This window comes from Rhodococcus sp. 2H158, from assembly GCF_053764755.1.
Window position 1 is genome coordinate 125,721 of record NZ_JBSNCE010000002.1, and the last position, 26,504, is coordinate 152,224.

Below are 26,504 nucleotides of genomic sequence, written 5' to 3' on the forward strand. Positions count from 1 at the left end.
TCATGGACGTCTCGCTACGCCCGAACGCACCGGTCGATATCTGGAATCCGGACTGGAACGATCCGTTCGATCCGACAGTCGAGGCCGGCGACGAGTTCGCCGAGCTGGTCGCCGCAGTACGTGCGGTACAGGAGGCATTCACGCGGTCGCGTCCCGACCCTGCCGCCGCGTCGAGTATCGCCGGGGCACTGCGTTCTGTTGCGCGAAGATTGGAAGAACTCGAGGTAGGCGAGGACGATCAGATCGCGGGTCATCGCTGGGATCTGGCCGGTCGGGGCCAGGCCCTGGCGCCGCCGCTGCACATCGACGCGGTGACGGAAACCACCGCTCGTGGGCGGGTCACGGTCGGGCGCTTCCATGCCGGTCGTTACGCGATGAACGGTGGTGTCACACCGCTGATCTTCGACGAGATCATGGCCCGGCTCGCCAATGATTCCGGACGTCCCTGGGCGCGTACGGCTTATCTGAACGTGAACTTCCGGGCGCCTGCCCCACTCGACGTCGAACTCCGTGTGGAGGCGGAGTACCTGCGACAGGACGGACGCAAGCGGTTCATGCGCGGAACCATGTACCACGGCGATGTGCTCGTCGCCGATGCGGAAGGACTGTGGGTGGAACTGAAACCCGAACAGACGCTCAATATTTCCGAAGGAGGAGACGTATGAGTGGTTACTCGTTGCTCGAGGGCATGCGTATCCTCGAGGTCGCACAGCTGGCGCCCGCATCGGTCGGTGGGCACCTTGCCGACCTGGGTGCCGAAGTCATCAAGATCGAATCAGGGCCGCTCGGCGATCCGGTGCGCATCGGCGGCAGCCGCGCGATCGGCGACCAGGACGGTCCGTCGTTCATGCATCTGAGGTGGAACCGGGGTAAGAAGAGCGTTGCACTCGACCTGCGATCCCCCGAAGGCGCGCAGGCTTTCCTCGATCTCGCCCGGACGTGTGACGCGGTCGTCGAGGGCATGCGCAGCGGTTACCTCGACTGGCTCGGCGTCGGCTACGACCAGCTGCGAGAGGTCAATCCGAAGATCGTCTTCTGCACGGTCTCGGGTATGGGATCCGATGGCCCGTACAGCCGGCTCGGGACCGGGGGTCCTGTGTTCGATGCGTACGCGGGGCTGCGCGATGTGCGCACACCGGGGGAACCGCCGACCGATGGGATCGCGGGGTCCACGACTGCGCCGATCGCGATGTACGCGCTGGGTGCCTACGGCGCGATGGGCCTGCTCGCAGCGGTACATCGTGCCGGTCGCACCGGTCGCGGCTGCAAGCTCGAGGTGGCGGGCATCGACGTGGCCGCGTCGTGGATGCCGGACCTGGTCGATGCCGAACTCAACAAGGAGCGATCCATCCATCGCCCCACGTGGCTGCCGGACGGACGGCTGCCCGATTGGCCGCGACTCGAGGCGTACCGCACGAAGGACGACGAGGCCGTGCTGTTCGGCTCGCACGTCGACAAGTTCTGGCGCAACTTCTGCATGGCCGTCGACCGGCCGGATCTGCTCGAGATCGATCTGGCAGGTACCGATCCGGAAGCGCCGGCGCGCGCCGACCGTGTGTACCGCGAGCTTCGCGAGATCTTCCTACAGCGCACCCGCGACGAGTGGGTCGCGCTGTTCCTCGCGCACGACATCGCGGGTGGACCGGTGAACAGCGTCCGAGACATGATCGCCGATCCACACTTCGCCGGTCGCGCGAACACGTACCGCGTCGAATACGAGGGAGTGGGTGAGCTCGAATTCGTGGTGAGCCCGGTCCGGGTACAGGGTGAGAAGTTCGCGCCGTCGCTACCGCCGGAGCTCGGGGCGGATACGGAGGATGTCCTCCGAAAAGTGTTTACACGCAGTGTATCCGACCATTCCGACGCGATGGGACCGATCTCGCGCGGGTAGGGGCGGCAAGGTCGGAATCCTCGCAGGCGGGTGTGCGAATTCGATGCCGCATTCTGTTGTGCCAACTATCTACAGATGTTAGATTAACTGCGACCTCGGTGACGGCGATCACACACCACCTCGGTGGGTGATCCGGCCCGACGGTCGCGCAGCAACTCCAGACGCGCCGCCCGACGGAGGCGCGTCCGAATCGGGTGGACGGGCCCGGCGCGGGCCGCACCCCCACCGCCGTGAGCGAGAGCGGGGCACGCCCCCACGGCGAGCATGAGGAGACGACAATGAATCTGACCGATCTGGTTCGATACTGGGGCAAGACTCGTCCCGCCCAGCAGGCGATCGTGTTCGGCAACACCTCCCAGACGTGGTCCGAGGTGGACGCAGTCACCGACGCGCTGGCCCGTGGCCTCGCCGCCCGGGGCGTTCGTAAGGGTGACCGCGTCGGGGTGATGATGCTCAATCGCCCGGAACTGGCGCACGTCATCCTCGCGACACTCAAGCTCGGTGCGATCAGTGTCCCGCTCAACTTCCGACTGCTAGGCAAGGAACTGGCTCCGATGCTCGTGGATTCGGCGCCACGGGTCGTGATCGTGGAGAACGAGCTGGCTCCGTTGCTCGAGGAGGCAGCGGCCGAAACCGAGTTCGAGATCTTCGCGATCGGGGGAAGCGACCACCGCGCATACGAGACGCTGCTCGACCCCGGAGACGTGCCGGACGTTCACATCGAGGCGTCCGATCCGGCATTCATCTGCTACACCTCGGGCACCACGGGTATACAGAAGGGTGCGCTCGTCACACATCGCAGCGCACTCGCGCCCGGTATCGCGCAGGTGCTCAGCCACGGCATTTCCCGCCGCGACCGCGTGATGTGCTCGGCGCCGCTCGTCTACACCGGCTCGGTCCTGTCGATCTTCATGCAGCTCGTGGTGTTGCCGGGATCGACGATGGTGCTGCTGCGCGAGTTCGATCCGGCGATCGCCCTGGACACGTTCGAGCGTGAGCAGGTCACCGCGACCACAACGGTGCCGGTGATCTGGGAGCGCATGGCCCAGCTCCCGGACTTCGGAACGCGCAAGCTCGCGAAGTTCACGTTCGCCGGCGCCGGTGGCGCACCCGTGAGCCTGGACCTGCTCGACTTCTACAACAGCCGCGGCGTGCCGCTCACCCAGGCATACGGACTGACCGAGGCGTCGGGAATGGTCTCGACGCTGTACTACGAGGACGCTCGTACCCGGCCTGGCTTCGCCGGCCTGGCCCTGGCCGGCACCCAGGTGCGCATCGGCAGCATCGACGGTGGCTTCGCCGCACCGAACGAGGTCGGCGAGATTCTGGTGCGCGGCGAGCACGTCATGCGGGAGTACTGGAACAAGCCCGAGGCGACGGCGGACACGCTTGTCGACGGCTGGTTGCGCACCGGCGATCTGGGCCTGCAGGACGAAGGCGGCTTCCTCAAGGTCGTCGACCGCCGCAAGGACATGCTCATCTCCGGTGGACTCAACGTATACCCGGCCGAGATCGAGAAGGCGCTGCACGGCATCGACGGCTTGGTCGACCTCGCGGTGATCGGCGTCAAGGACGACCGATGGGGTGAGGTCCCGATGGTGGTGTTCCACAGTCAACGGCCGGCGGACGACATCGTCACCGACATCGCGTCCGTCGCGAGCGGGAACCTGGCCAAATTCAAGCGCCCCGCGGTGGCGGTCGCCCTCGACGAACCGCTGCCGCGCACCTTCTCGGGCAAGCTCGCGAAGGCTGTTCTCCGAGAGCGCTTTCAGGCGCCACCGGCCCATGCGATCCCGGTGCCCCGAGAGGTGCAGTCGGCGGATGCCGCGACGTCCCGGTCCTGAGGTTCATTTCCCCTTCTCCGAGAGGACACGCACCGTGAGCAGTACCCGCGATGTGGACATCACCAAGATCATCGACGACTCGCCCCTGTCATCCCTGCAGAAGCGTGTCCTAGCCCTGTGCCTCGGTCTCGCGATCCTCGATGGCATCGACGCACAACTCATCGGGTTCGTCATTCCCGCCATGTCGGCGGACTGGGGACTGTCGCCCGCGTCCTTCGGCTTCGCGCTCGCGCTGAGTACCGGCGCGATGGTCGTGGGCAGCCTGCTGTTCGGGCCGCTGGCCGACCGCTACGGCCGCCGCAAGATCATCATGGTGTGCACCATCATCTTCGCGGTGTTCACGCTCGCCACCGCGCTGGTGACCTCCATGACGGCTCTGATCGTGCTGCGCGTGATCGCGGGTCTCGGTCTCGGCGGTGTGACACCGAATCTCATCGCGATGGTGAGTGAATACAGCCCTGCCCGTATGAGGGCGACGATGGTGACCGTGACGGTCGCGGGCATGTCGCTGGGTGGCTTCGTCGGTGGTTTCGCGGCCGCGTTCCTCATCCCGAAGTTCGGGTGGCAGGCGCTGTTCGTCGTCGGTGGCGTGTTGCCGCTGATCTTGATGGCTGTGGCGATGCGGTGGCTGCCGGAGTCTGTGAAGTTCCTCGTTGCCCGAGGCCACAACGAGGAGGCCGCGCACATCGTCGACGAGATCGCGCCCCACGCACGCGTCACCGCCACGGCCAGGTTCGTGCAGGACACGTCGACCGTGACGAAGTCGCCGGTGAGCGTCCTGTTCCAGGGCGGCCGCGCGGTCGACACGGTCCTGTTGTGGGGCGTGTTCGTCATCAACTTCCTGGTCATCTATTTTCTGCTCAGCTGGATGCCGACACTGTTCGGCGAAGGTGGTCGGAGTGCATCGACCGCGTTGCTCGCCGCGTCGCTGTTCAACCTCGGCGGGATGACGGGTGCGCTGACATTCGGCCGGATCACCGACCGGATCGGCAACGGCTTCGTCGTGGTGATGGCGGGCTACACGCTCGGAGCCGTGTTCACTGCGCTGGTCGCAATGCTTCTCGGCAGCGGATGGTTGCTGCTGCTGGCGGTCTTCTTCGTCGGATTCGGCATGTCTGGTAGTTCGGCCGGCATCATCGCGATCGCAGCCACGGTGTATCCGGTTGCGGTCCGCGCGACGGGTGTCGGCTGGGCAATGGGCATCGGGCGAATCGGCTCGATCGCGGGTCCGGCGGTCGGCGCGCTTCTGATCGCGGCGGGGTTGGGTGCGCAGAGCATCTTCCTCCTCACGATCGTGCCGACGCTGCTCGCTGTCGTGACTCTCGGGGTCATGTCCATCCGAAATCGCCGAGTGCAGAGCAACCGCCGTTCCGAGACCGCTACGACACCCCACACCATGGCTGCAGCCGAATAACCCTACGCGGTAGACGGTTATTCACCGCATGGAGTTCTGCTGGTGAATGACCGTTTGCCGTTCGTGGCCGACGCAACAGGCTCATGTTGTGCCATTTACCTACAGATGTTAGATTGCGATGATGTCGGTGACGGTCATCACATCCTGCAGAGCCCATCGCCTCTGCCGAACAGCGGACGGAGCGGACAGTGCCGGTGAAGTTGTCCTATTGCCGCCTGTGCCCCGCCTCGTGCGGGGTGCGGGTGGAGGTCGACGGCGATCGGATCCTCAGCATCGTCGGCGACGGACTGCACCCGTTGTCGGGCGGCTACTCGTGTCCGAAAGGACGTCGTGGTGGCGACTTCCATCAGGGGCCGGATCGGCTCACCACCTCGATGCGCCGCACCCCCGGCGGCAACTTCGAGCCCATCCCGGTGGAGGTCGCGATCGCGGAGATTGCCGAGCGCCTCGAAGCGATCACGGGGGAGCACGGTCCGGACGCACTGGCATTGTTCATGGGAACCCAGCAGAACTTCGCGGCGCTGACCGGCCCGATGGCGCGGGCGTGGTTCCGCACCACCGGATCCCGGAAACTGTTCTCGACCATGACGATCGATCAGTCCGCCAAGTGGATCGTGCAGTCGCGGATGGGGGAGTATCTCGGCGGGCGCCAGCGCTTCGACACCGCGGACGTGTGGCTGCTGGCCGGCACGAATCCGATGGTGTCGCTCAACGGCGGTGACGGGGACGGCGCGATCACCCAGAACCCGTCCGTGACGATCCGCAGGGCGCGCGAGCGAGGGCTGAAGCTCATCGTCGTCGATCCTCGGCGCACCGAAACTGCGGTTCGTGCGGATCTGCACCTGCAGCTCCGCCCCGGCACCGATGCCGCACTGTTCGCGGGACTGCTGCACGTGATCCTGTCCGAGGGTTGTCACGATCACGGGTTCTGCGAGCGCTTCGCAGACGGCCTCGAGGAGCTCGGCGCGGCGGTCGCACCGGCGACACCGGCGCACACCGAAACGGTGACGGGCGTGCCGGCCGCCGATGTCATCCGCGCGGCCCGGATGTTCGCGGCGGGGCGGCGGGGCATGGCGACAACGGGCACCGGGGTGTGCATGGGCCCGCATTCCAATATCGCCGAACACCTGGCCGCGTGCCTGAACGTCGTCTGCGGTCGGTACCTCCGCGAAGGCGAGGTGACACCCAACCGCAACGTTCTCGCACGGACGACCCCGTTGAAGGCGGAGGTTCGTCCGCCGTACCGGACCTGGGAATCCGGGTTCCGCAGCCGCATCGGCGGGATCGGCACGATGAACGGCGAGCTGCCGTCGGGCATTCTTGCCGACGAGATCCTCGAGCCGGGCGCCGACCGGGTGCGGGCACTGGTGGTCTCGGGCGGGAACCCGGCGCGGGCCCTGCCGGATCGGGAGAAGGTCGAACGTGCACTGAGCGAGCTGGAGCTCTTGGTGTGCGTCGACACGCGAATGTCCGACACCGCCCGGCTGGCCGACTATGTGATCGCGCCGACGATGGCGTACGAGCGACCCGACCACACCTTGCTGATGGAGTTCTTCTTCGCCCGGCCCTTCGCGCAATACACACCACGACTCGTGGCTCCGCCCGCAGGCGTGATCGAGGACTGGGAGTTCTTCTTCCGCCTTGCCTCTGCGGCCGGGCACACGGTGAAGTTCGCCGGGCGGGTGCTCGATCCGGACGCGCCGCCCACCTCGGACGAAATGCTCGCGATGTTCGCAGAACGCGGGCGCGTTTCCATGGACGAAGTGATGTCGGCACGACGCGGCACGCTCGCGCCTCCGGGGGAGAAGGTGGTCGGTCCGCCCGCAGAAGGAGCGTCCGAACATCGCCTCGCCCTGTGCCCGGACGATGTGAGCGCAGAACTCGCTGCTGCACTGGGTGAGTCGACGCCACAACGCGGGCTCACCATGCGGCTGACGGTGCGCCGCATGCGGGAGCTGATGAATTCGGTGGGCCGGGATGTCAGCGGGCTCGCACGCTTCGGCTACAACCCCGCACACGTGAATCCGCAGGACCTGCGGCAACTCGGCATCGAACACGGCGACATCGTGCGCATCCGCTCGGCCCACGGCCGCATCCGGGCTGTCGCACACACCGACCCCACCGTCCGACAGGGCACGGTCTCGATGACCCACTGCTGGGGTGCATCCGACGCCGCCGCGGACCCCCGCGGAGTCGGCAGCAATGTCAACGACCTGACCGGCTACGACCGAGTCCAGAACATCAACGCGATGCCGGTGATGACTGCGGTGCCGGTGGCCATCGAATCGGAGGTCCCCGCCGGTGCTCACTGACACTTCCGCCACGACGGTAGGCGCACGCATCTGTCCGCTGTGCGAAGCGACGTGCGGCCTGCTCTTCGAACTCGGCGGACGCACCGTGACGTCGGTGAGGCCGAACCCCGACGACGTGTTCACCGCAGGGCACAGTTGCGCGAAGGGGCTGGGCCTCGGGCAACTGGAGAACGACCCCGACGTCATCCGCACTCCGTTGATCCGCGACGGGGACGATTTCCGTGAGGCAACGTGGGACGAGGCGTTTGCCGAGATCGGTCGGCGACTGCCTCCGATCATCGCGGCGGACCCCAACAGTTGCGCTGTCTACTCGGGCAACCCGGCCGCGCACCACCTGGACCCGTCGTTCTACACGTTGCCGCTGATCTCGGCGATCGGCACCCGCAATGTCTACTCGCCCGCCAGCATCGACACCCTTCCGAAGAACTACGCGAACGCATTGCTCTACGGAACCGGGCTCGGGATTGCGGTCCCCGATATCGACCGCACGTCGTATCTGCTGATCCTGGGGTCGAATCCGCTCGTGTCGAACGGCAGCACTGTCACCGCGCCGGGAATCGGGAGGCGTTTGGAAGCGCTGCGAGAGCGCGGTGGCACCCTGGTGGTGGTCGACCCGGCGCGCACCCGGACGGCGGAGGTCGCCGACCTCCACCTCGCCATCCGGCCCGGCACCGATGCCTTTCTCCTGCTCGCACTCGTCTCGGTGATCGCGACCGAGGGGCTGGCTGCGCCCGGGCGCCTGACCGGGTACGTCGACGGATTGGACGACGTCCTTCGGCTCACAGAACAGTTCACCCCGGACGCGGTCGCGGAGATCTGCGGTATCGACGCCGACGTGATCCGCCGGATCGCACGGGATTTCGCCGCTGCCGACTCGGCCGTTGCCCATTCCCGGATGGGGTCGTGCACACAGGAGTTCGGTTCGGTCGCCAACTGGATGGTCGAGATCCTCAACATCGTGACCGGCAACCTCGATCGGCCGGGGGGCGCGATGTTCCCGGTGCCACCGGCAGGCGGTCCGACCACCTGGCCCGCCAACCCGACGGCTCCGCTCGTGTTCGACCGATGGCGGTCGCGGGTCCGGAACATGCCGGAGGCGATGGGAGAGATCCCCGCGGTCTGTTTCGCCGAGGAAGTCCTGACCCCGGGCCCGGGACAGGTGCGGGGCCTGATCACGGTCTCCGGCAACCTGGCACGGTCGTTTCCGAACAGCCACGCTGTCGAGGCCGCGCTGGCCGACCTCGAATTCATGGTGTGCATCGACGGGTACCTCAACGAGACGACCCGCTATGCCGATGTCATCCTGCCACCTCCACCGCTGACGACGCGGGGCCACCACGACCTCGCGCTCACCCACTTCCAGGTGCGCAATGTGGCCCGGTACACGGCCCCGTTGCTCGAGCCGAGTCCGGGCCAGGTCCCCGAGTGGCAGATCCTGCTGCGCCTCACGGCAATCGTCCGCGGCGAACCGGAGCGGCCGGTCACCGAACTCGACGACGAGGTCGCCACCACAGCGATCCGTCGCGCAGCGAAGCTCGCGGGCTGCGAACTCGACGACGTCGTACGGGCGACCGCGGGCCGCACCGGCCCGCAGCGGCTGCTGGACCTGCGGTTACGCAGCGGCCCGTACGGCGATCGGTTCGGTACCGTTCCCGGCGGACTGACCCTCGAACTGCTCGAACGCAATCCCAACGGCATCGACTACGGGCCGTTGCAACCGCGAATCCCCGAGGTGCTGCGCACCCCGAATGGACGGATCAACCTCGTCCCCGATGCGTTGACCGCAGACCTGCCGCGCCTGCGTGACGCGCTGGCACAACCCGTGCCGGAGCTGGTCCTCGTCAACCGGCGACAGCATCGCGGAATGAACTCCTGGCTGCACAACGCGCTGCCACAGCCCGACGCAGGTCAGTGTGCGCTGTTCATGAATCCGTTCGACGCTGCCGAACGCAACCTCGTCGACGGCGACGCGGTGCGTATCGCATCGAAGACCAGCGCTGTCGTCGCCGAACTACGCATCACCGACGCGATGCGTCAGGGCGTGGTGAGCCTGCCGCACGGGTGGGGTCACGACGGCCGTGGCCTCCGCACCACTCGCTCGGCCGCTGCACCCGGTGCGAACGTCAATGCCCTGGTCGACGACACCGTGGTCGAGCCGCTGACAGGCGCCCCGATCTTCAACGGTTTCCCCGTCGACGTCACCCGCGTGGAAAGGCCGCAGTCATGATCGGGTGGTCGGGGGCTCTGACCGGCACCACGATCGGTGTCGTCGGCGCCGGGATGATGGGCTCGGCCCTCGCGTACACGTGCGCGCGGGCCGGCGCCGACGTCGTGCTGGTTGCGCGGACCCTCGAGGGTGCGCGCCGCGGAAGGGCGTACGCCGACCGGCGCGAAATGCGTGCACTGCAGGCCGGGACGACGGATACGGCGGTCTCACAGGCGTTGCTCGCCCGCATCACGCCGACCGAGCGGGTTTCGGACCTCGCGCCGGCCTCGTTGGTGGTCGAGGCCGTGGCGGAGAACGTCGCCGCCAAACAACAGGTCCTGCAGTCGGTCGAGGCCGTCACCGACCCGAGCACCTTCCTCGCGTCGACGACGTCGACCCTGCCGATCGCAACCCTCGCATCCACGCTGGCACGTCCGGAGAACTTCGTCGGGATGCACTTCTTCTCGCCCGTCGACCGGATGTCGTTGGTGGAGACGATCACCGGTACGCGCACGTCGGAGGCCACTCTCGCGGCATCCTTGACGTACTCACGGAAGCTCGGGAAGACGCCCATCGTGGTGCGCGACAGCCGGGGGTTCTTCACCAGCCGGGTGATGCAGCCCTATCTCGACGAGGCGATGGTCGCGGTCGGGGAAGGAATCGATCCGGTCCTCGTCGAGCGTGCGGCGCTCGACGCGGGATACCCGGTGCCGCCATTGCAATTGCTCGACGAGATCACGTTGACCCTCAACCGCGCGGTACAGCGAGAGAACCGTGCCGCTGTCGGGACCGCCGGCGGCGCGTGGCGGGCGAATGATGCGGACCGTGTCCGCGACCGGATGATCGACGAGCACGGTCGAGGCGGTCGATCGGTGGGACGCGGATTCTACGAGTACGACACCGACGGCACGCGAATCGGGTTGTGGCCCGGCCTTCGCGACGTATTCGGGACGACCCGGAGTATCCCGGTCGACGACATGCGCGACCGGTTGCTCTTCGTCGAGGTGATCGAAGCGCTGCGTTGTCTCGACGAAGGTGTGATCGGTTCCGAGGCCGACGCAGACACCGGATCCGTTCTCGGCATCGGATTCCCCGCGCACACCGGTGGGGTCGTGTCGTTCCGGCGGTCCTATACCGGTGGTGCGGAGGGATTCACGGCTCGCGCCCGCGAACTTGCCGACCGCTACGGCCACCGCTTCCTCCCGCCGGAACAGAGTTCGGAAGCACACGATCAACCGGAGTATCCATGACATACGTAGTCACCCAAGCCTGCTGCAACGACGCGACGTGTGTCGCGGTGTGTCCGGTGAACTGCATTCACCCGACTCCCGACGAAGCGCAGTACGCGCGCACCGAGATGCTCTACATCGATCCGGACACCTGCATCGACTGCGGGGCGTGCGCCGACGTGTGTCCGGTGGAGGCGATCGTGCCCGACAGCGATCTCACACCCGAGACCGAGATCTACAAGGATCTCAATGCCGCATACTTCCTGGGGAACCCGACCGTGTCCGGCCCGACGGAGGTGCCGAGGGAGCCCGTCGTCGTCGCCGAGCGGCCCGGTCCGCTGCGAGTGGCGATCGTGGGTTCCGGTCCGTCCGCCTTCTACGCTGCCGAGGAATTGCTGAAACGGCGCGACGTCGACGTCGAGATCTCCATGTTCGAGCGGCTCCCCGTCGTCGGTGGGCTCGTCCGCTTCGGTGTGGCACCGGATCATCAGACGACGAAGGCCGTCGAGCGGGTATTCGCCCGTACCGCCGGCCGCAACGGCTTCCGCGCATTTCTCGGTGTGGAGGTCGGACGTGACCTCAGCGTCGACGAACTGCTCGACCACCACCATGCGGTGATCCACGCGGGCGGCGCCTCCGACGACCGGAAGCTCGGTATCCCGGGCGAAGACCTGCCGGGCAGCTTTGCCGCGCGTGAATTCGTGGCCTGGTACAACGGGCATCCGGACTACGCCGACCGTACGTTCGATCTGTCGGGGCGTCGCGCCGTGGTGATCGGCAACGGCAATGTCGCGTTGGATGTAGCGCGGATCCTGGCACGCGATCCCGAGCGGCTCGTGCCCGGCGACATCGCGGAGCATGCTCTGGATGTACTGCGCCGCAGCGCGATCGAGGAGGTGGTGGTACTCGGGCGCCGCGGCCCCGAGCACGGGGCGTTCACGACCCCGGAACTGCTCGCGCTGGGCTCGTTGCCCGAAGTGGACGTGACCGTCCACGGCGGTTACGACGCGCCGGAGGGCGCCTCGATCAAGCTGCAGACGATCGCCGAGTACGCGCATCGGCGTCCGCAACCGGGCAGGCGGAGGATCACGCTACGCTTCCAGGCCGCGCCGGTCGAGATTCTCGGCGGCAATCGCGTCGAGGGTCTGCGGATTGCACCGTACGGCCAGGCGGGGCCCGGCGAGGACCTCGACGCGTCTCTGGTGTTGCGGTCGGTGGGGTATCGCGGCCGTCCGGTGCCGGGTCTGCCGTTCGACGCGGCCCGCGGAACGATACCCAACGTCGCAGGTCGCGTCGTCGATCCGGCCCTCAACCGTCCGATATCCGGTGTCTACGTCGCAGGCTGGATCAAGCGGGGGCCGACCGGCGTGATCGGGACCAATCGATACTGCGCAGCCGAGACCGTCGAAGCGATCGTCGCTGACCACGAACGCGCCCTCCTGCCGCGGCCGAGCCGCACCGGCGACGATCTGGCGGTGATCGTCGAGACGCGCTGTCCGGACGCGTTCGGCTTCGACGGCTGGCGGCGCATCGACCGGTACGAACGTACCGAGGGGCGTCGCCAAGGCCGGGCCCGTCGGAAACTGGTCGAGGTCGATGCGATGCTCGCCGTCGCCCGTGGTGCAGACGTCCATTCGTACTTGCCGCAATAAACAACAACCTTTAGATTTGACAGGCGGGTGTGATCTGCGCCTCACCGAGGTGGGCCCGCATCGACGACACACATTCATGGAGGGCTACATGAGCGGCACCGTTGTAGACGCTTTGACCTACTGGTCTCGGTCGAAGCCGGATCTGCCCGCGATCGATTTCAACGGCGATGTCGTCAGCTACGCAGAGCTGTCGAGCTGGGCAGACGGTGTCGCGCACGACCTCGCCTCCCGCGGCGTCGCGCCGGGTGATCGAGTGGGCTTCCTCGGCGCCAACAGCCTCGAATGGGCCGTGGCCTCGCTCGGCGCCATGAAGGTCGGCGCCATCGCCGTGGGTTTCAACCAGCGTATGCTCACCGGCGAGCTCACCACCCTCGTCGACGACTGTGAACCCTCCGTGGTCTACTGCGAAGAGGCACTGCTGCCGCGACTCGAAGAGGTCCAGCAGGCGCGCAACACCTTCTCGATCGCCGTGTTCGAGAAGGATGTGCGCCCGCTGCGCGGCCGCGAACACGCGAAGTACCGCTCTCCGGTCGTCGATCTCGACACTCCCACTGCCATCGTGTTCACCAGCGGCACCACCGGGAAGCCGAAGGGCGTGATCTTCACGCACGCCACGATTGCCGGTGAGATGCACGAGTGGTCGCTGATGGAACCGATTCAGCCGAACGGTCTGCGCCCAGTACTGGTCCTGCCGCTGTTCACCGCCGCCGGCATCGTCTGGGGCATCTCGCGTGTCGTGCTGCACGGCGGAACCTTGTTCCTGCAGCCGGGATTCGACCCGTCGTCGGCGCTGCGCGTCCTCTCCGAGGACAAGGCCAACACCCTGACCGGGCCCCCGATTCTTTTCGAACAGATCGCGAAGGTGCCCGGATTTGCCGACACGGATCTGAGCCACATGATCACCGCACACGTCGGCGGTGCCCGCGTGCCTGTCGACCTGCTGCACAAGTGGCAGGCCCAAGGGGTGTCCCTGAGGCAGATCTACGGTCAGACCGAGATCGGCGGATCGGCCACCGCAATGCCGCGGGACGAAGCCGCGGAACACCCCGACAAGTGCGGGTGGGGCGGCATCTTCACGAAGATCCGGGTGGTCGACCCTGAAGGAAACGACCTCCCGCCCAACGAAACCGGTCAGATCCTGCTGCGCGGCCCAGGCATGATGCCGGGATACTGGCGCAACGAGGAAGCCACCCGTGCGACTCTGATCGACGGCTGGCTCCAGACCGGCGACCTCGGCAAGCTCGACGAGAACGGCTACCTCACGTACGTCGACCGCCTCAAGGACATGATCATCTCCGGTGGCCTGAACATCTCGCCCGCCGAGATCGAGACCGTCATCAACCAGATCCCAGGGGTCGAAGAGGTCGCGGTGATCAGCGTCCCCGACGCCAAGTTCGGCGAGACCCCGGCAGCGCTGGTCAGGACGAGCGCGCAGATGAAGGAATCCGAGGTCGTCGCCTTCTGCAACGAGCGCCTCGCCGACTACAAGGTGCCGCGCTACGTCGTCTTCATGGACGAGCCGCTGCCCCGGATGCCCAGCGGGAAGATCGCGAAGCGCCAGTTGCGCGACACCTTCGCGGATGTGCCCGACAACTACGAGAAGGTCCGGTAATCCAGTGGTGAACCCGCAGAAAGTTGCTGTCGTTACCGGCGGGGGGCGCGGCATCGGCGCGGCCATCTCGCAGCGGCTCGCCGCCGATGGATTCGCCGTCGCGGTCAACTATTCACGTAGTGCGCGCGATGCCGAGGACGTAGTCGCGAAGATCGTCGCGGACGGCGGACAGGCCGTGGCAATCCGGGCCGACATCTCGAAAGCCGCCGACGCGGAACGGCTCATCGCCGACACGACGGCCCGACTGGGTGCTCCCACCGTGCTCGTCAACAATGCGGGCATGAACAAGGCCGGTGCGGCCCGTAAGCAGTCCCCCGACGAATTCGACGAAGTCATCGCGGTCAATCTCAACGGCGCGTTCTACTGCACGCACTTCGCATTGCCCGCAATGTACGACGCAGGTTGGGGCCGTGTGGTGTTCGTGAACAGCCCGTCGGGCGGGCGCCGGCCGTCGCCCGGCATGAGTGCCTATTCCGCGGCCAAGGCCGGACTCGTAGCCATGACCAAGACGATGGCGGTGGAGGTGGCCCGTCGCGGCATCACGGTCAACTCTGTGATGCCCGGCTTCGTCGCCACGGACATCGTGTCGTCGGGAGGTGAAGCCGGCGTGGAGGCGCTGACCAGGCATTGGCCGTCGATTCCGCCCGAGTCGATCGCCTCGACGGTGTCGTTCCTGGTGAGCGACAACGCCGCCGACGTCTCCGGTGAGGAGATCGGTGTGTGGCGGGGTGGTCCGGTCGGCGTCTGAGATTCGACAACAATGCGACCCGTGCCGATTCGATCGGCACGGGTCGCATTGTTGTTGCGTCCCCCCTGCACCCGTGCGCGTTTCTGGTAGCTCTCACTACCAGAAACGCGCACGGTGTTGGGTAGGTGTTACACCGACACCGGGGCTCGGTCGTCCTCCTGCTTCACGACGGACGACGATCGGGTACGGGACAGGACGGTTGCCGCGAAGCCGAGCAACGAGACGACGCAGACCAGGAGGCTGAGCCACACCGTGGTGTCGTCGAACGCCAAGGCGACTGCGATGACCGGGACGATTGCCGCGCCGAGCGCGTTGCCGGCCTCACGACCGAGGCCGAGGCCACTGTAAGCGTGCTGCGTATGGAACAACTCGATGACGTACGCGCCCATCGGACCGAAGATGGCGGCGACTCCGACCCCGTTGCCCAGTGCCATGACGACCCAGTACAGCAACGGAGGAGTTCCTGCCCCCGACAGGAGAGAAATGCCCACCCACGCGAACACGGCGCTGTAGAGGAAGCCGAATATGATTACAGGTTGTCGTCCGACACGATCCGACAGTGCTCCGAAGAGCGGGATCAGAACGGTATTCGTGAGTTGCGCAGCAATCAGACCGACCAGTACTTCGGTTCTACCGAAACCGAGCTGGTTGGTGCCGAAGGTGCCCATGAACACGATGTAGAAGTAGCCGATACCGGTCTGTCCGATGGTCATCACAAGGACGGTCAGGAGGGCGCGCGGCTGCTGTCGGATCACATCGAGAATGGGGCTCTTCGACAGGGCATCGGATTCCTTGATCTCACGGAACGCGGGCGTCTCGGGCAGGGCGCGACGGAGCCACAGGCCATAGGCGAGGATCACGACGCTGAGCAGGAACGGAATGCGCCAGCCCCACGCGAGGAAGGCCTCTTGGGACATCAGGGCGGACACCAGGAGGAGCGACAAGGTTCCGAGCACGCCACCGAGTGCCGCGCCCATGCCGGGGAGGGAGCCGAGCAACCCACGCCTCTTCTCGGGTGCGAACTCGACAGCGACGAGGGCGGCACCGCCGTACTCGCCGCTGGCCCCGATACCCTGCAGAATGCGCAGGAAGACCAGCAGAGCCGGTGCAGCCCATCCGATCTGCGCGTAACTGGGCAGAAGCCCGACGAGGAGGGTTGCCCCTCCCATCAGCAGCATCGTGAAGACCAGGATCTTCTTGCGTCCGATGCGGTCACCGAGGCTGCCGAGAATCACGCCACCTACCGGGCGGACGAGGAAGCCGACCGCGAACGTGGCGACCGCCTGTAGTGTTCCCAGGAACGGGCTCGAGCCGGTGAAGAACACGCTGGCGAAGACAATCGACGCCGCCGAGGCGTAGAGGCTGAAGTCGTAGTACTCGAGCAGGGTTCCTACGAAGGCGGCACGGCTTGCGCGTCGTGAGTCCGCGCGGGAGGGCCCGGAGGTCGTATTCGGAGGAGGGCCTGCAGCCGCGGTCGTACGTTCGGTCATGCGAAACCTCGATGTGAGTGGTGGGCGATCTGCCCGAATGATGTAGTGACGTAAACCACTTTAAGCTATAGGTATTAGGTGTGTCTATCGGGGTCCGTTGTGCCCCCGCCGTGTGACGTCGACGTTGATACCGGTGAGGTGCGACTGATTGCTGAGGACGTCGTATCCGTCTTTCCCGTTGGGGGACAGTCTGTTCACGTTCGCACCGGGGTGGCGCCGTGCCACCTCGAGGCTGCAAGCGGAGCTCTGACCCCATCCGTGTGTCATCGCGACTACGCCCGGCTTGAGGGCCTCGTCGTATGCCAGTACCGCGTCGACCGACCCGTAACGGTTGTGGACGGTGACATCGTCACCGGCGACCAGTCCGCGCCGATCCGCGTCGGCCGGGTTCATCCACAGGGGATTATCCTGGTGCACTCCTTGTTTCAATACCGGAAGGTTGTGCAGCCAGCTGTTCACCATGTACAGGGTGCGGCGTGTGATGAGCTTGAGCTGGTCGGCACTCTCGGTGGACAACTCCTCGAGAATGTCCTCGGCGGTGCGGTATGCGCGCCGGAAAATTGCCGGGCAGCAGTCGATCAGGCCGTCGTCGTGCTGCACCGCGATGGTGAACACGTGCGACGGGACCGCCTTCGGCAACACCGCGGTCTGGCACGGCATTTCTTTCAGCCGCTCGATACTCAGGCCCGCATCGCGCATGGCGGCATCCGCGTTGGCGAGGGGGTTGGGATCGGGACTGTCGAGCAGCGTCTCCACGCCCATCTCCTGCTGAATTCGTGACAGGATCCACCAGTCGTCGCGCCGGTCGCCCCTCGGCGGTACCACCGCGGGGGTGTACTGCACGTAGGGCTCCATCGCGACGCCCATCGTGTTCAGGAAGTTGACGTCCTCGTGTTCGAGCCAATCCGTGGCGGGGAGAACGTAATCCGCCATCTCGCCGGTGACCGTGCGGTACAGGTCGATCGTCACGATCAGTTCCAGGTCTTCCAGGGCGCGGCGCAGGCGCTCTTCTCCGCCTACCGACAACAGCGGGTTACCGGAGATGACGATCAACGCTCTGATCGGATCATCCCGATTCTCGATGTACTCCGACAGCATTGCTGCGGGCAGATCCCCACTGACAGTGCGGACCTCGCCCACGCTGCTGTGGAAGAACGGATCCTCGCGCTTGCGCTTCGAATTCTGCACGACGTCGGTCATGCCGCGGGAGTAGATGTTGCCGCCTCGGCGGCCGAGGTTGCCGGAGAAGAGGCTGATCATGTTGAGCATCCAGTACGCCAGCGTGCCCTGGCGTCCCTGGTTCACGCCGGTCGCCATGTAGATGCTGGCGGTGGGGGCGGTGCAGAAGTCGTCGGCGACCTTCCTGATGACGTCGGCCTCGATGCCGGTCGCCGCCGTTACTCGCTCGACGGGATACCCCCGGACGAAATCGAGCAGCCCGTCGATGTTGCGTGCATGCTTCTCCACCGCGGTGCGGTCGTACCCGATCCGGAACACGATCTCGTGCAGGATCGCCGCGAGGAAGTAGAAGTCGGAGTCGGGTTTGATCAGCAGCACGTCACCGGTGTCCGGTCCCGACGACTCGATCCGCCGCGGGTTGACGAACAGGACGGTCCCTCCGCGCTGCTTGACCGCCTTGATCTTGGCCATCGGGTTCGAGATGTGCATGAGGGTCATGTGCGAGACGAGGGGGTTGCTGCCGAGACACAGGAAATAGTCGGTGTGCAGCAGATCCGGGATCGGATGCGCCATCGACGCCCCGTAGATCGCCTCGCTTGCAGCGTATTTTGCAGAGGTATCCTGGGTGCCGGCGCTGAAACGCATCCTGGTGTCGAAACCACGCGCGAGTGCCGCCGCGTTGGCGTAGTAGGTGCCGTTGAACGCCGACGGGTTGCCTTGGTAGACGGCGAGCGCGTTGCGCCCGTACCGCCGGCGAATGTCCCCGAGCTTGTCCGCGATCTCGCGTACCGCATCGTCCCAGTCGATCGGTACGAAGTCGCCGACCTCCTCGTGGCGAGGATTCGTGCGCTTGAGCGGGCGGTCGAGGCGGTTCGGATCGTTGTGGACCTGGAGGAAGTGCACACCCTTGTGGCAGGCGAATCCCTGGTGGATCGGGTGATCCTTGTCCGGCTGCAGTGTGACTACCTGGTCGTCCCGGACGTCTGCGACGAGACCGCACCCCGGTTCGCAGATGCGGCAGAACGTGTGGACCCGGCGCGTCGTCACCTGGTCAACCGCCCACGGCGGCTGCGCGAGTCGATGCCGCCTGCGCCTCGTCCCGATAGTTGGACGGCCACCTCTTGCCCAGGGTCAGTCCCCCGTCGACTCCGAGGGCCTGACCCGTGACGAACTCGGAGTCGTCCGAGGCGAGGAACGCCGCGGCGTGCGCGAGGTCCTCGGGTTCGCCGGCTCGCGGGATGGGCTGGAACGTCGTCAGGCTGCCCCGTACGGCGTCGACGCTGCGGTCGAGTGCTTCGTCCTCGAGTCCCGCACCGTGGCCAACGATGCGGGTGGCGACTCCTCCGGGGACCAGTGCATTGACGCGGATCCGGAATTCGGCCAGCTCCACGGCCGCGGTCCGGGTCAGTTGGAGCACGGCGGCCTTCGCGGCGCTGTAGGGATGCGGTCCGAATCCGGTGCGCACGCCCGCGACGCTCGAGACGTTGACGATGCTGCCCGAGCCCTGGTCGCGCATCACGCGCGCGGCATGCTTGGTTCCGAGGAACACGCTGCGTGCGAGCACGGCGAACCCGTCTTCCCATTCCTCGAGGGAGGTGTCCTCGAGGAAGGTCCAGGCACCGACGCGGCCCGCGTTGTTGACCATGCAGTCGAGCCGTCCGAACCGGTCGACCGCCAGCGCGACGGCGGCCTCGACCTCGGATTCGGTGCGTACATCGGTGTGCAGGTAGGTGCCGCGGGGACCGAGGGCGGCAGCAACGGTCTCCCCGCGAACGTCGTCGATATCCGCGACGATCACACGCGCCCCGCGCTCGACGAACACGTGAGCAGTGGCTGCGCCGATTCCGCTCGCGGCTCCCGTCACCACGGCAACCTTGCCGTCGAGGTTCGTCATGGTGGACTCCTTCGGTTGTGCTCGCCGGTTCCTCGAGCTTTAATCTAAAGCCATTAGTCTTCTTCTGTCGAGTCCTTCGTCCCTGGGGAGAGCCATATGTCCGATGCGACACCGATCCTGACCGAGCGGCCGCGGCCGGGTATTCTCCTGATTCGCCTCAATCGCCCGGACGAGCTCAATGCCATGAACGTCGACCTCATCGACGCGCTGCACGAGGTGCTCGCGGAGGTGCGGGACGATTCGACCACCCGCGCGATTGTGCTCACCGGTGAAGGACGTGCCTTCTGCGCAGGTCTGGATCTGCGCGGATACGGAATCCCGCAGGGTGCGACCGAGGGGGAGGGTCGCGCGCAACTCGGACTGCGGGTGCAGAAGCACATCGCGGGTCTCGTCGATGCATTCCGCGGTGCGCGGCCACCGATCATCGCGGCGGTCAACGGGGCCGCGGCGGGCGGCGGAATGTCGCTCGCCCTCATGTCCGACATACGCATCGTGTCCGAATCCGCGGTGTTCCACGCCGCGTTCATTCGCCGCGGCCTGTCCAACTGCGACATCGGAATGAGCTGGCTCCTGCCCCGCATGATCGGCTTCTCCCGGGCTGCGCAGATCATGCTCACCGGCAGGTCCATCGACGCCGCCGAAGCCGAACGGATCGGGCTCGTCTCGTCCGTCGAACCCGCCGACAAGCTGCTCGACGTCGCGCTGGACACCGCCGGGGCCATCGCGCAGAACAGCCCGTTCGGCGTCTGGATGACCAAGGAAGTGATGTGGTCGAACCTGGAGGCGCCCAGCATGCGCGCCGCAATCGACCTCGAGAACCGTACGCAGATCCTCGGCTCGTTGACGCGCGATCACAAGGAAGCCGTCGTCTCGTTCCTCGAGAAGCGGCCGCCGGAGTTCCAGAATCACTGACCGGCACCGATTGATTCGACGACACACCGAAGAGGCAGTGAAAGCAGCATGAGAGTTGGAATCGCCGCAGGGTATTGGGGTTCGGGCCCGCCGCGCAATGTCGAACGGATGCTCGCCGAGGCCGAAGCGCTCGGGGTCGACAGCTTCTGGACCGCCGAGACCTACGGGTCCGACGCGCTGACACCCCTCGCGTGGTGGGGTGCGCAGACGTCGAGGATCAAGCTGGGGACGTCGGTGTGCCAGATGTCGGCGCGCACACCGACGGCGCTGGCGATGGCCGCGCAGACCCTCGATCACCTCAGCGGTGGTCGCGTGATCATCGGCATCGGCGCGTCCGGGCCGCAGGTCGTCGAGGGCTGGTACGGGCAGCCCTACCCGCGACCTCTCGAACGCACCCGCGAGTACATCGAGATCATGCGGCAGGTGTGGGCGCGTGAGGAACCGGTGACCTACTCGGGACGGCACTACCAGCTGCCGCTCCGGGGCGGCTCCGGACTGGGGAAGCCGCTCAAGTCGATCGTCCACCCCCTGCGTAACGACGTCCCCGTCTACATGGGCGCCGAGGGCCCGAAGAACGTGGCGCTCGCCGCCGAGATCGCCGACGGCTGGACGCCGCTGTGGTTCTCGCCCAAGAGCGACGAGTTCTACCGCACGGCACTCGCCGAAGGCTTCGCGCGTGAGGGAGCGCGCCGCACCGCCGACGACTTCGAGGTTGCGAACGTGTGTTGGCTCCTCGAGAACGACGACGTGGAGAAGGCCGCCGCCCGGCTCAAGCCGACGGTCGCGCTCTACGCCGGCGGTATGGGGGCCAAGGGTGCCAACTTCCACAACGACGTGTTCGCCCGCATGGGGTGGGGCGAAGTGTGCGCCGAGATCCAGGAGCTGTACCTGAGCGGGCGGCCCGAGCTCGCCGCACAGGCCGTGCCCACCGAGATGGTCGAGGACGTCGCCCTGGTCGGTCCCGCGGACAAGATCATCGAAGAGATCGAAACCAAGTGGAAGTCCACGTGCCTGACCACCCTCATCCTCGGTGGGTGGCCGAAGCCGGAGAACCGCGAGCGCATTCTGGAGGCAGTGCAGTCGTGACCCTCGATCCGAGAACCCCGATCCTGGTCGGCACCGGCCAGGTCGACGAACGCGGCGGCGGTGTGGAGCCCGTCGATCTCATGGTGCGCGCGGCGCGCGAGGCCGCTGCCGATGCCGGGTCCGCGCGCCTGCTCGAACTGGTCGACTCCGTCCGCGTGGTCGGGCTCCTGTCCTGGCGTTACCGCGACCCGGGCGCACTCGTCGGCGAGCGCATCGGCGCGAGCGTACGGCACACCGGTTACTCCGGAAACGGTGGGAGCACGCCGCAGGTGCTGGTCAACGGTGCCGCCGAGGACATCGCCGCTGGCCGCGCCGACGTCGTGCTCATCGGTGGCGCCGAATCCTGGCGGACCCGCATGAAGCTGCGGGCGCAGAAGCAGCGACCCGAGTGGAGCGTGCAGGACGAGTCGGTGCCCGCCGCCGAGATCATGGTCACCGATGTGCCGATGGTGGACGAGAGCGAACGCCGGATCGGTCTGGACCGGCCCTCGTACGTCTATCCGCTGTTCGAGCAGGCGCTGCGGGTCTCGGCGGGACGCTCCCTCGAGGAGCACCGCGAGTTCATCGGGGGCCTGTGGTCGCGGTTCAGCAAGATCGCAGCAACGAACCCGAATGCGTGGGTGCAGCGGGAGTACACCGCGGCGGAGATCGCGACACCGTCGCCCGAGAACCGGATGATCTCCACGCCCTACACCAAGCTGCTGAACTCGAACAACATGGTCGATCAGGGCGCGGTGCTGCTGATGTGCTCGGTCGAGACGGCCGCCCGGCTCGGTATCCCGCGGGAGAACTGGGTCTTTCCGCAGTCCGGCACCGAATCGCACGATACGTATGCGATCGCCGAACGGGGTGCCCTCGACGGGTCACCGGCGATTCGCATTGCGGGGGCGCGGGCTCTCGAGCTCGCGGGTATCGGGCTGGACGATGTCGCGCACGTCGATGTGTACTCGTGTTTTCCGTCGGCGGTACAGGTTGCGGCGAACGAGCTGGGGTTGGCGCTGGATGATCCGGGTCGGCCGCTGACCGTGACCGGTGGTCTGACGTTCGGTGGTGGCCCGTGGAACAACTACGTGAGCCATTCGATCGCGACCATGGCGAAACGGGTGCGTGAGTCACCGGGTTCGTACGGTCTGGTGACCGCCAACAGCGGCTATCTCACGAAGCACGCCATGGGCGTGTACCGGACGGAACCTCCCGCCGGAGGATTCCGGCGGCTGGACGTGCAGGCCGAGGTGGCGGGGCAGCCCACGACCGTCGCGCTCATGTCCTACGCGGGCACGGCGTCGGCGGAGTCGTGGACCGTGGTGTACGGCCGCGACGGTTCGCCAGAGCGTGGTTTCCTCGCGGCACGCACTGCGGCAGGGGCGCGAACCCTCGCGGCGACCACGGACGCCGAGGATCTCGCGCGCCTCACGGAGGGCGATGTTGCAGGTCAGCACGTTTCGATCACGGAGGACGGACAGTTCCACTTTGCGCGGCGTTGACGGCATTTATCTAACGACATAAGGTTATTGCACTGACGGACACGACAGGCTCGTGTCACGAATCGAGGAGTTCACAGATGTCTGTCGAAGACTTTCGTGCACTGTACGAACAGCATGTCGGCTACGTTGTCGCCGGAAACATGAAGGCCGCTCTCGCCGACATGGTGCGAGAGAACATTCCGGAGGTCTTCGACGGAATCGACACCCCCCGCGAGGCCACGAAAGGCTTCGAGATCAAGGACGTGCGCGCCGAGGGCGACCGGATGGTGGGCGAGACCGTCTACGACATGGGCGACCGTTCGATCGGGCTGCGCTCCATCTGGGAGCTCCACGACGGACGCTGGCTCGCGGCGAAGCTCGAGAACTTCCCCGCCGGAACGGAGGCGAACGCATGACCGCAACAGAACTCGCGACCGAACCGTGGGGACCCGCGCCGGACGGACTCGATCAGCCGTACTGGGACGGTCTCCTTGCCGGTGAGCTGCGCCTTCAGCGCTGCAGCGATTGCCGCACGTGGATCTGGGGTCCGCAGGCCATTTGCGGTCACTGCCACAGCTTCGACCTCGGATGGGAAACCGTCGAGCCGGCCGGCACCGTCTACAGCTGGAATCGCAGCTGGTACCCGTACATGGACGAATATGCCGATCGGTTGCCGTACGTGACGGTGCTCGTCGAACTGCCGCACGCCGGTGGCCGGCGGGTGCTGGGCATTCTCACCGACGACATCGACGCGAACCCCGAGATCGGCGACCGGGTCGTCGGAGTCTTCGAGCGGACCGAGGGCGCCGCCTGGCCGTTGCTGCGCTGGCGCCGGGCCGATTCGATCGTAGAGGGAGAAATGCGATGAGCGCCAACATCATGCGCGGCGCGACGGCCGTCGTCGGCGTCGCCGAACAGCATTACAAGCGCGGCGAAGCCCCGCACAGCGAGAAGCGCATGACTCTCGAGGTCATCCTCCGGGCGTGTGCCGACGCGGGTATCAACCCCCGCGAGATCGACGGCTTCGTCTCCTACGCGGGCGGCGCCAACGACGGCGCCATCATCGGCGGCGCACTGCTGATCGACGAACTGCGTTGGTCGAACATGATGTGGGGTGGGGGCGGCGGCAGCGTCGCAGCGGCCATCACGAATGCGGCCACTGCGATCGCCACCGGTCAAGCCGAGTGTGTTGTGGTCTATCGCGCGATGACGCAGGCGGATACGGGTCGGCTCGGATACGCGAAGTACCACTACGGCAGTCACTTCCTCGCGCACGGCATCGGCTCGCCCGCGCAGATCTGCGCGATGCGCACCCAGCGGATGCTCGAGCACGGCGGGGTGCCGCGGTCGGCCATGCGCTCGCTCGTCCTCGCGTCGTACCAGCACGCGCAGAGCAACCCGACGGCGCAGGGTTACGGACGCCCACTCGACGAGGAGACCTACGAGGATTCGCGATTGATCGCAGAGCCGTTCCACCTGTTCGACTGCTCCCGTGAAAGCGACGGTGCGGTCGCGCTGGTGCTCGTCTCGGCCGAGCGGGCCAAGACCTTGCGTCCCGACCCGGCGTATCTACTCGCAGGCGCGCAAGGTGCACCGGGCGGATACTCGGAACTGATCGACAACGATCTCGGCGAGCAGTACATGAGCGCCGGATTCGGCCCGGCCAACAACGGAAAACCCGGTGTCGCCGAAAGACTCTGGTCTGCAGCCGGTCTCGGACCGGATGATGTCGACGTGGTCCAGGTCTACGAGAATTTCAGTGGTCCTGCTGTCGCGGCATTGATCGATCACGGCCTGTGTCCGCCGGGGGAAGCTGCCGGCACCTTCATGACCGTCGAGAACCTCACCGCGCCGCACGGCAAACTGCCCATCAACACCAGCGGCGGCAACCTCGCCGATTCGTTCATCAACGGTCTGAACCTCGCGGTCGAAGCGGTCCGGCAGATCCGCGGCACGTCGACCAACCCGGTGGAGGGCGCGAAGACATCCCTGTTCATCGGCGGCCCGATGGCGCCGCTGGTGAGCTCGGTGCTGCTCGGCCACGAAGACACCCTCTGACCGCCACGTCCGAAAGGCACGACATGAACGACCGTGACACCAATAGTCTGGACCGGAGCGAGCTGTTCATCGGCGGACGGTGGGTAGCGCCGAAGTCCGGTGGCAGCGTGGACGTCATCGAGGCGGCCACCGAGAAGGTGCTGGGTACCTCCGCTCTCGCGTCCGACGCCGACATCGATGCGGCCGTCGCGGCCGCGCGTACCGCCCTGACGGGTCCGTGGAGCAGGCTGACCAACGTCGAACGGGCCGACCTGCTCGACACGTTCGCGGCCGCCCTCAAGTCACGTGGTCGCGACACGTCCCGGCTGGTGAGCCGCGAGAACGGCATGCCGATCGCGCTGTCGGGCGGTGTGAACGGTTTCGGCCCCGCGGCGATGCTCTCGTACTACGCAGGTCTGATCCGCGAAGCGTCCAACGAGGACGTGCGGCCGAGTGCATTCGGCGGTCGCACCGTCGTGCGCCGCGAGCCCGTGGGCGTGGTCGCGGCAATCACGCCGTGGAACTACCCGCAGCCGCTCGCTGCGATGAAGCTCGCTCCCGCGCTCGCGGCGGGATGCACGGTGGTGCTCAAGCCCGCCCCCGAGACCGCACTCGATGCGTTCGCCTTCGCCGACGCCGCGCTCGAGGCGGGTCTGCCCGACGGTGTGGTCAACGTCGTCCCCGCCGACCGCGACGCCGGTGCCTACCTGGTTTCGCACCCGGGCGTCGACAAGGTGGCGTTCACCGGGTCCACCGCGGCAGGTCGCGCGATCGGGGCGGTCTGCGGTCGGCTGCTGCGGCCGGTCACGCTCGAGCTCGGCGGCAAGTCCGCGGCGATCGTCACCGAGCACGCCGATCTCGACGTCTTCGCGAAGAACCTGCTCGAGGTGTCGCTGGTCAACAACGGCCAGACCTGCCACGCGAGCACCCGGATCCTCGCCCCGCGCTCGCGGTACGACGAGGTCGTGGACGCGGTCACCGAGACCGTGCGGGCACTGACCGTCGGTGATCCGCTCGACAAGGCCACCAACGTGGGTCCGCTGGTCTCGGCCGCGCAGCGCGACCGCGTCCTCGGCTACATCGCTTCGGGCCGCGCCGACGGCTACCGCATCACCACCGGCGGCGGCGTCCCTGCCGACCAGCCGCTGGGGTGGTTCGTCGAGCCGACCGTGTTCGCCGATGTCGACAATTCCGCGCGCATCGCGCAGGAGGAGATCTTCGGTCCGGTGCTGACCATCACCGCGTACGACGGTGAGAACGAGGCAGTTGCCATCGCCAACGACTCGGAGTACGGACTCGGCGGCACGGTCTGGACCACGGACGAACAGCACGGCCTCGACCTCGCGGCGCGGATTCACAGCGGCACAGTCGGAGTGAACTACTACGCCCTCGATCTGGACGCGCCGTTCGGCGGTGTCAAGTCGTCGGGGCTGGGCCGCGAGCTCGGCCCGGAGGGACTGGCACCGTACTTCACCGCGAAGTCGGTGTACTTCGGAACTCGCTGACCAGAGCCAGGTCTCGCGGCGATCACACAC

The 26,504-nt window shown here is 66.6% G+C and carries 20 protein-coding genes; 17 read left to right on the plus strand and 3 right to left on the minus strand.

Going from position 1 to position 26,504, the window contains the following annotated elements; all coding sequences use genetic code 11:
* Positions 1-2 precede the first annotated feature (2 nt).
* The 10 genes from ACWPOB_RS02405 to ACWPOB_RS02450 all read left to right on the plus strand — a co-directional run bounded on the left by ACWPOB_RS02405 (position 3) and on the right by ACWPOB_RS02450 (position 14,908).
* Positions 3-665 (plus strand): PaaI family thioesterase, encoded by a 663-nt coding sequence (locus ACWPOB_RS02405; RefSeq protein WP_100055040.1) that lies wholly within the window; start codon positions 3-5, stop codon positions 663-665.
* Positions 662-1,891 carry a CaiB/BaiF CoA transferase family protein gene (locus tag ACWPOB_RS02410; protein ID WP_100054998.1) on the plus strand — a complete coding sequence of 410 codons (1,230 nt, stop codon included), beginning with the start codon at positions 662-664 and terminating at the stop codon, positions 1,889-1,891. Before ACWPOB_RS02405 ends, ACWPOB_RS02410 begins: the two co-directional genes overlap by 4 nt.
* A 278-nt stretch (positions 1,892-2,169) precedes the next feature.
* Positions 2,170-3,735 carry a class I adenylate-forming enzyme family protein gene (locus ACWPOB_RS02415; protein ID WP_455399780.1) on the plus strand — a complete coding sequence of 522 codons (1,566 nt, stop codon included), beginning with the start codon at positions 2,170-2,172 and terminating at the stop codon, positions 3,733-3,735.
* A gap of 34 nt (positions 3,736-3,769) precedes the next feature.
* Complete coding sequence (locus ACWPOB_RS02420) at positions 3,770-5,149, plus strand: MFS transporter (protein ID WP_455399781.1); 1,380 nt, start codon at positions 3,770-3,772, stop codon at positions 5,147-5,149.
* A 188-nt stretch (positions 5,150-5,337) separates the two neighbouring features.
* Positions 5,338-7,461 carry a molybdopterin-containing oxidoreductase family protein gene (locus ACWPOB_RS02425; RefSeq protein ID WP_455399782.1) on the plus strand — a complete coding sequence of 708 codons (2,124 nt, stop codon included), beginning with the start codon at positions 5,338-5,340 and terminating at the stop codon, positions 7,459-7,461.
* The gene (locus ACWPOB_RS02430) at positions 7,451-9,688 is read left to right on the plus strand and encodes a molybdopterin-dependent oxidoreductase (protein ID WP_455399783.1); all 2,238 of its coding nucleotides are present in this window, start codon (positions 7,451-7,453) and stop codon (positions 9,686-9,688) included. Before ACWPOB_RS02425 ends, ACWPOB_RS02430 begins: the two co-directional genes overlap by 11 nt.
* Entirely contained in the window at positions 9,685-10,917 is a 1,233-nt protein-coding gene (locus ACWPOB_RS02435; RefSeq protein ID WP_100055002.1) for a 3-hydroxyacyl-CoA dehydrogenase family protein, read from the plus strand. Before ACWPOB_RS02430 ends, ACWPOB_RS02435 begins: the two co-directional genes overlap by 4 nt.
* Positions 10,914-12,548 carry an FAD-dependent oxidoreductase gene (locus ACWPOB_RS02440; RefSeq protein WP_455399784.1) on the plus strand — a complete coding sequence of 545 codons (1,635 nt, stop codon included), beginning with the start codon at positions 10,914-10,916 and terminating at the stop codon, positions 12,546-12,548. Before ACWPOB_RS02435 ends, ACWPOB_RS02440 begins: the two co-directional genes overlap by 4 nt.
* A gap of 88 nt (positions 12,549-12,636) precedes the next feature.
* On the plus strand, positions 12,637-14,160 hold the full coding sequence (locus tag ACWPOB_RS02445) for a class I adenylate-forming enzyme family protein (protein WP_100055041.1): 1,524 nt from the start codon (positions 12,637-12,639) through the stop codon (positions 14,158-14,160).
* A gap of 7 nt (positions 14,161-14,167) precedes the next feature.
* Positions 14,168-14,908 carry an SDR family oxidoreductase gene (locus tag ACWPOB_RS02450; protein ID WP_029541609.1) on the plus strand — a complete coding sequence of 247 codons (741 nt, stop codon included), beginning with the start codon at positions 14,168-14,170 and terminating at the stop codon, positions 14,906-14,908.
* A 128-nt stretch (positions 14,909-15,036) separates the two neighbouring features.
* Here ACWPOB_RS02450 and ACWPOB_RS02455 read toward each other — a convergent pair whose 3' ends face one another.
* From ACWPOB_RS02455 to ACWPOB_RS02465, 3 genes are all read right to left on the minus strand, one after another.
* Positions 15,037-16,398 carry an MFS transporter gene (locus ACWPOB_RS02455; RefSeq protein WP_455399785.1) on the minus strand — a complete coding sequence of 454 codons (1,362 nt, stop codon included), beginning with the start codon at positions 16,396-16,398 and terminating at the stop codon, positions 15,037-15,039.
* A gap of 84 nt (positions 16,399-16,482) precedes the next feature.
* Complete coding sequence (locus ACWPOB_RS02460) at positions 16,483-18,624, minus strand: molybdopterin-containing oxidoreductase family protein (RefSeq protein WP_455399786.1); 2,142 nt, start codon at positions 18,622-18,624, stop codon at positions 16,483-16,485.
* Between the two features lie 4 nt (positions 18,625-18,628).
* On the minus strand, positions 18,629-19,471 hold the full coding sequence (locus ACWPOB_RS02465) for a glucose 1-dehydrogenase (protein WP_100055004.1): 843 nt from the start codon (positions 19,469-19,471) through the stop codon (positions 18,629-18,631).
* A gap of 96 nt (positions 19,472-19,567) precedes the next feature.
* On the opposite strand from ACWPOB_RS02465, the gene ACWPOB_RS02470 reads away from it, so the two are divergent.
* The 7 genes from ACWPOB_RS02470 (at position 19,568) to ACWPOB_RS02500 (ending at position 26,474) form a co-directional block, all read left to right on the plus strand.
* Entirely contained in the window at positions 19,568-20,383 is an 816-nt protein-coding gene (locus ACWPOB_RS02470; protein WP_100055005.1) for an enoyl-CoA hydratase/isomerase family protein, read from the plus strand.
* A 48-nt stretch (positions 20,384-20,431) separates the two neighbouring features.
* Positions 20,432-21,469: an LLM class F420-dependent oxidoreductase gene (locus tag ACWPOB_RS02475; protein ID WP_455399787.1), complete on the plus strand. Its 1,038-nt coding sequence runs from the start codon at positions 20,432-20,434 to the stop codon at positions 21,467-21,469.
* The gene (locus tag ACWPOB_RS02480) at positions 21,466-22,953 is read left to right on the plus strand and encodes an acetyl-CoA acetyltransferase (protein WP_455399788.1); all 1,488 of its coding nucleotides are present in this window, start codon (positions 21,466-21,468) and stop codon (positions 22,951-22,953) included. Before ACWPOB_RS02475 ends, ACWPOB_RS02480 begins: the two co-directional genes overlap by 4 nt.
* 77 nt (positions 22,954-23,030) lie before the next feature.
* Positions 23,031-23,348: a hypothetical protein gene (locus tag ACWPOB_RS02485; RefSeq protein ID WP_455399789.1), complete on the plus strand. Its 318-nt coding sequence runs from the start codon at positions 23,031-23,033 to the stop codon at positions 23,346-23,348.
* Positions 23,345-23,800, plus strand: coding sequence for a Zn-ribbon domain-containing OB-fold protein (locus ACWPOB_RS02490; protein ID WP_455399790.1), 456 nt, complete (start codon positions 23,345-23,347; stop codon positions 23,798-23,800). Before ACWPOB_RS02485 ends, ACWPOB_RS02490 begins: the two co-directional genes overlap by 4 nt.
* Positions 23,797-24,990 (plus strand): thiolase C-terminal domain-containing protein, encoded by a 1,194-nt coding sequence (locus tag ACWPOB_RS02495; RefSeq protein ID WP_455399791.1) that lies wholly within the window; start codon positions 23,797-23,799, stop codon positions 24,988-24,990. The genes ACWPOB_RS02490 and ACWPOB_RS02495 overlap by 4 nt, the downstream gene beginning before the upstream one ends.
* Positions 24,991-25,013: 23 nt before the next feature.
* Positions 25,014-26,474 carry an aldehyde dehydrogenase gene (locus tag ACWPOB_RS02500; protein ID WP_455399792.1) on the plus strand — a complete coding sequence of 487 codons (1,461 nt, stop codon included), beginning with the start codon at positions 25,014-25,016 and terminating at the stop codon, positions 26,472-26,474.
* Positions 26,475-26,504 lie beyond the last annotated feature (30 nt).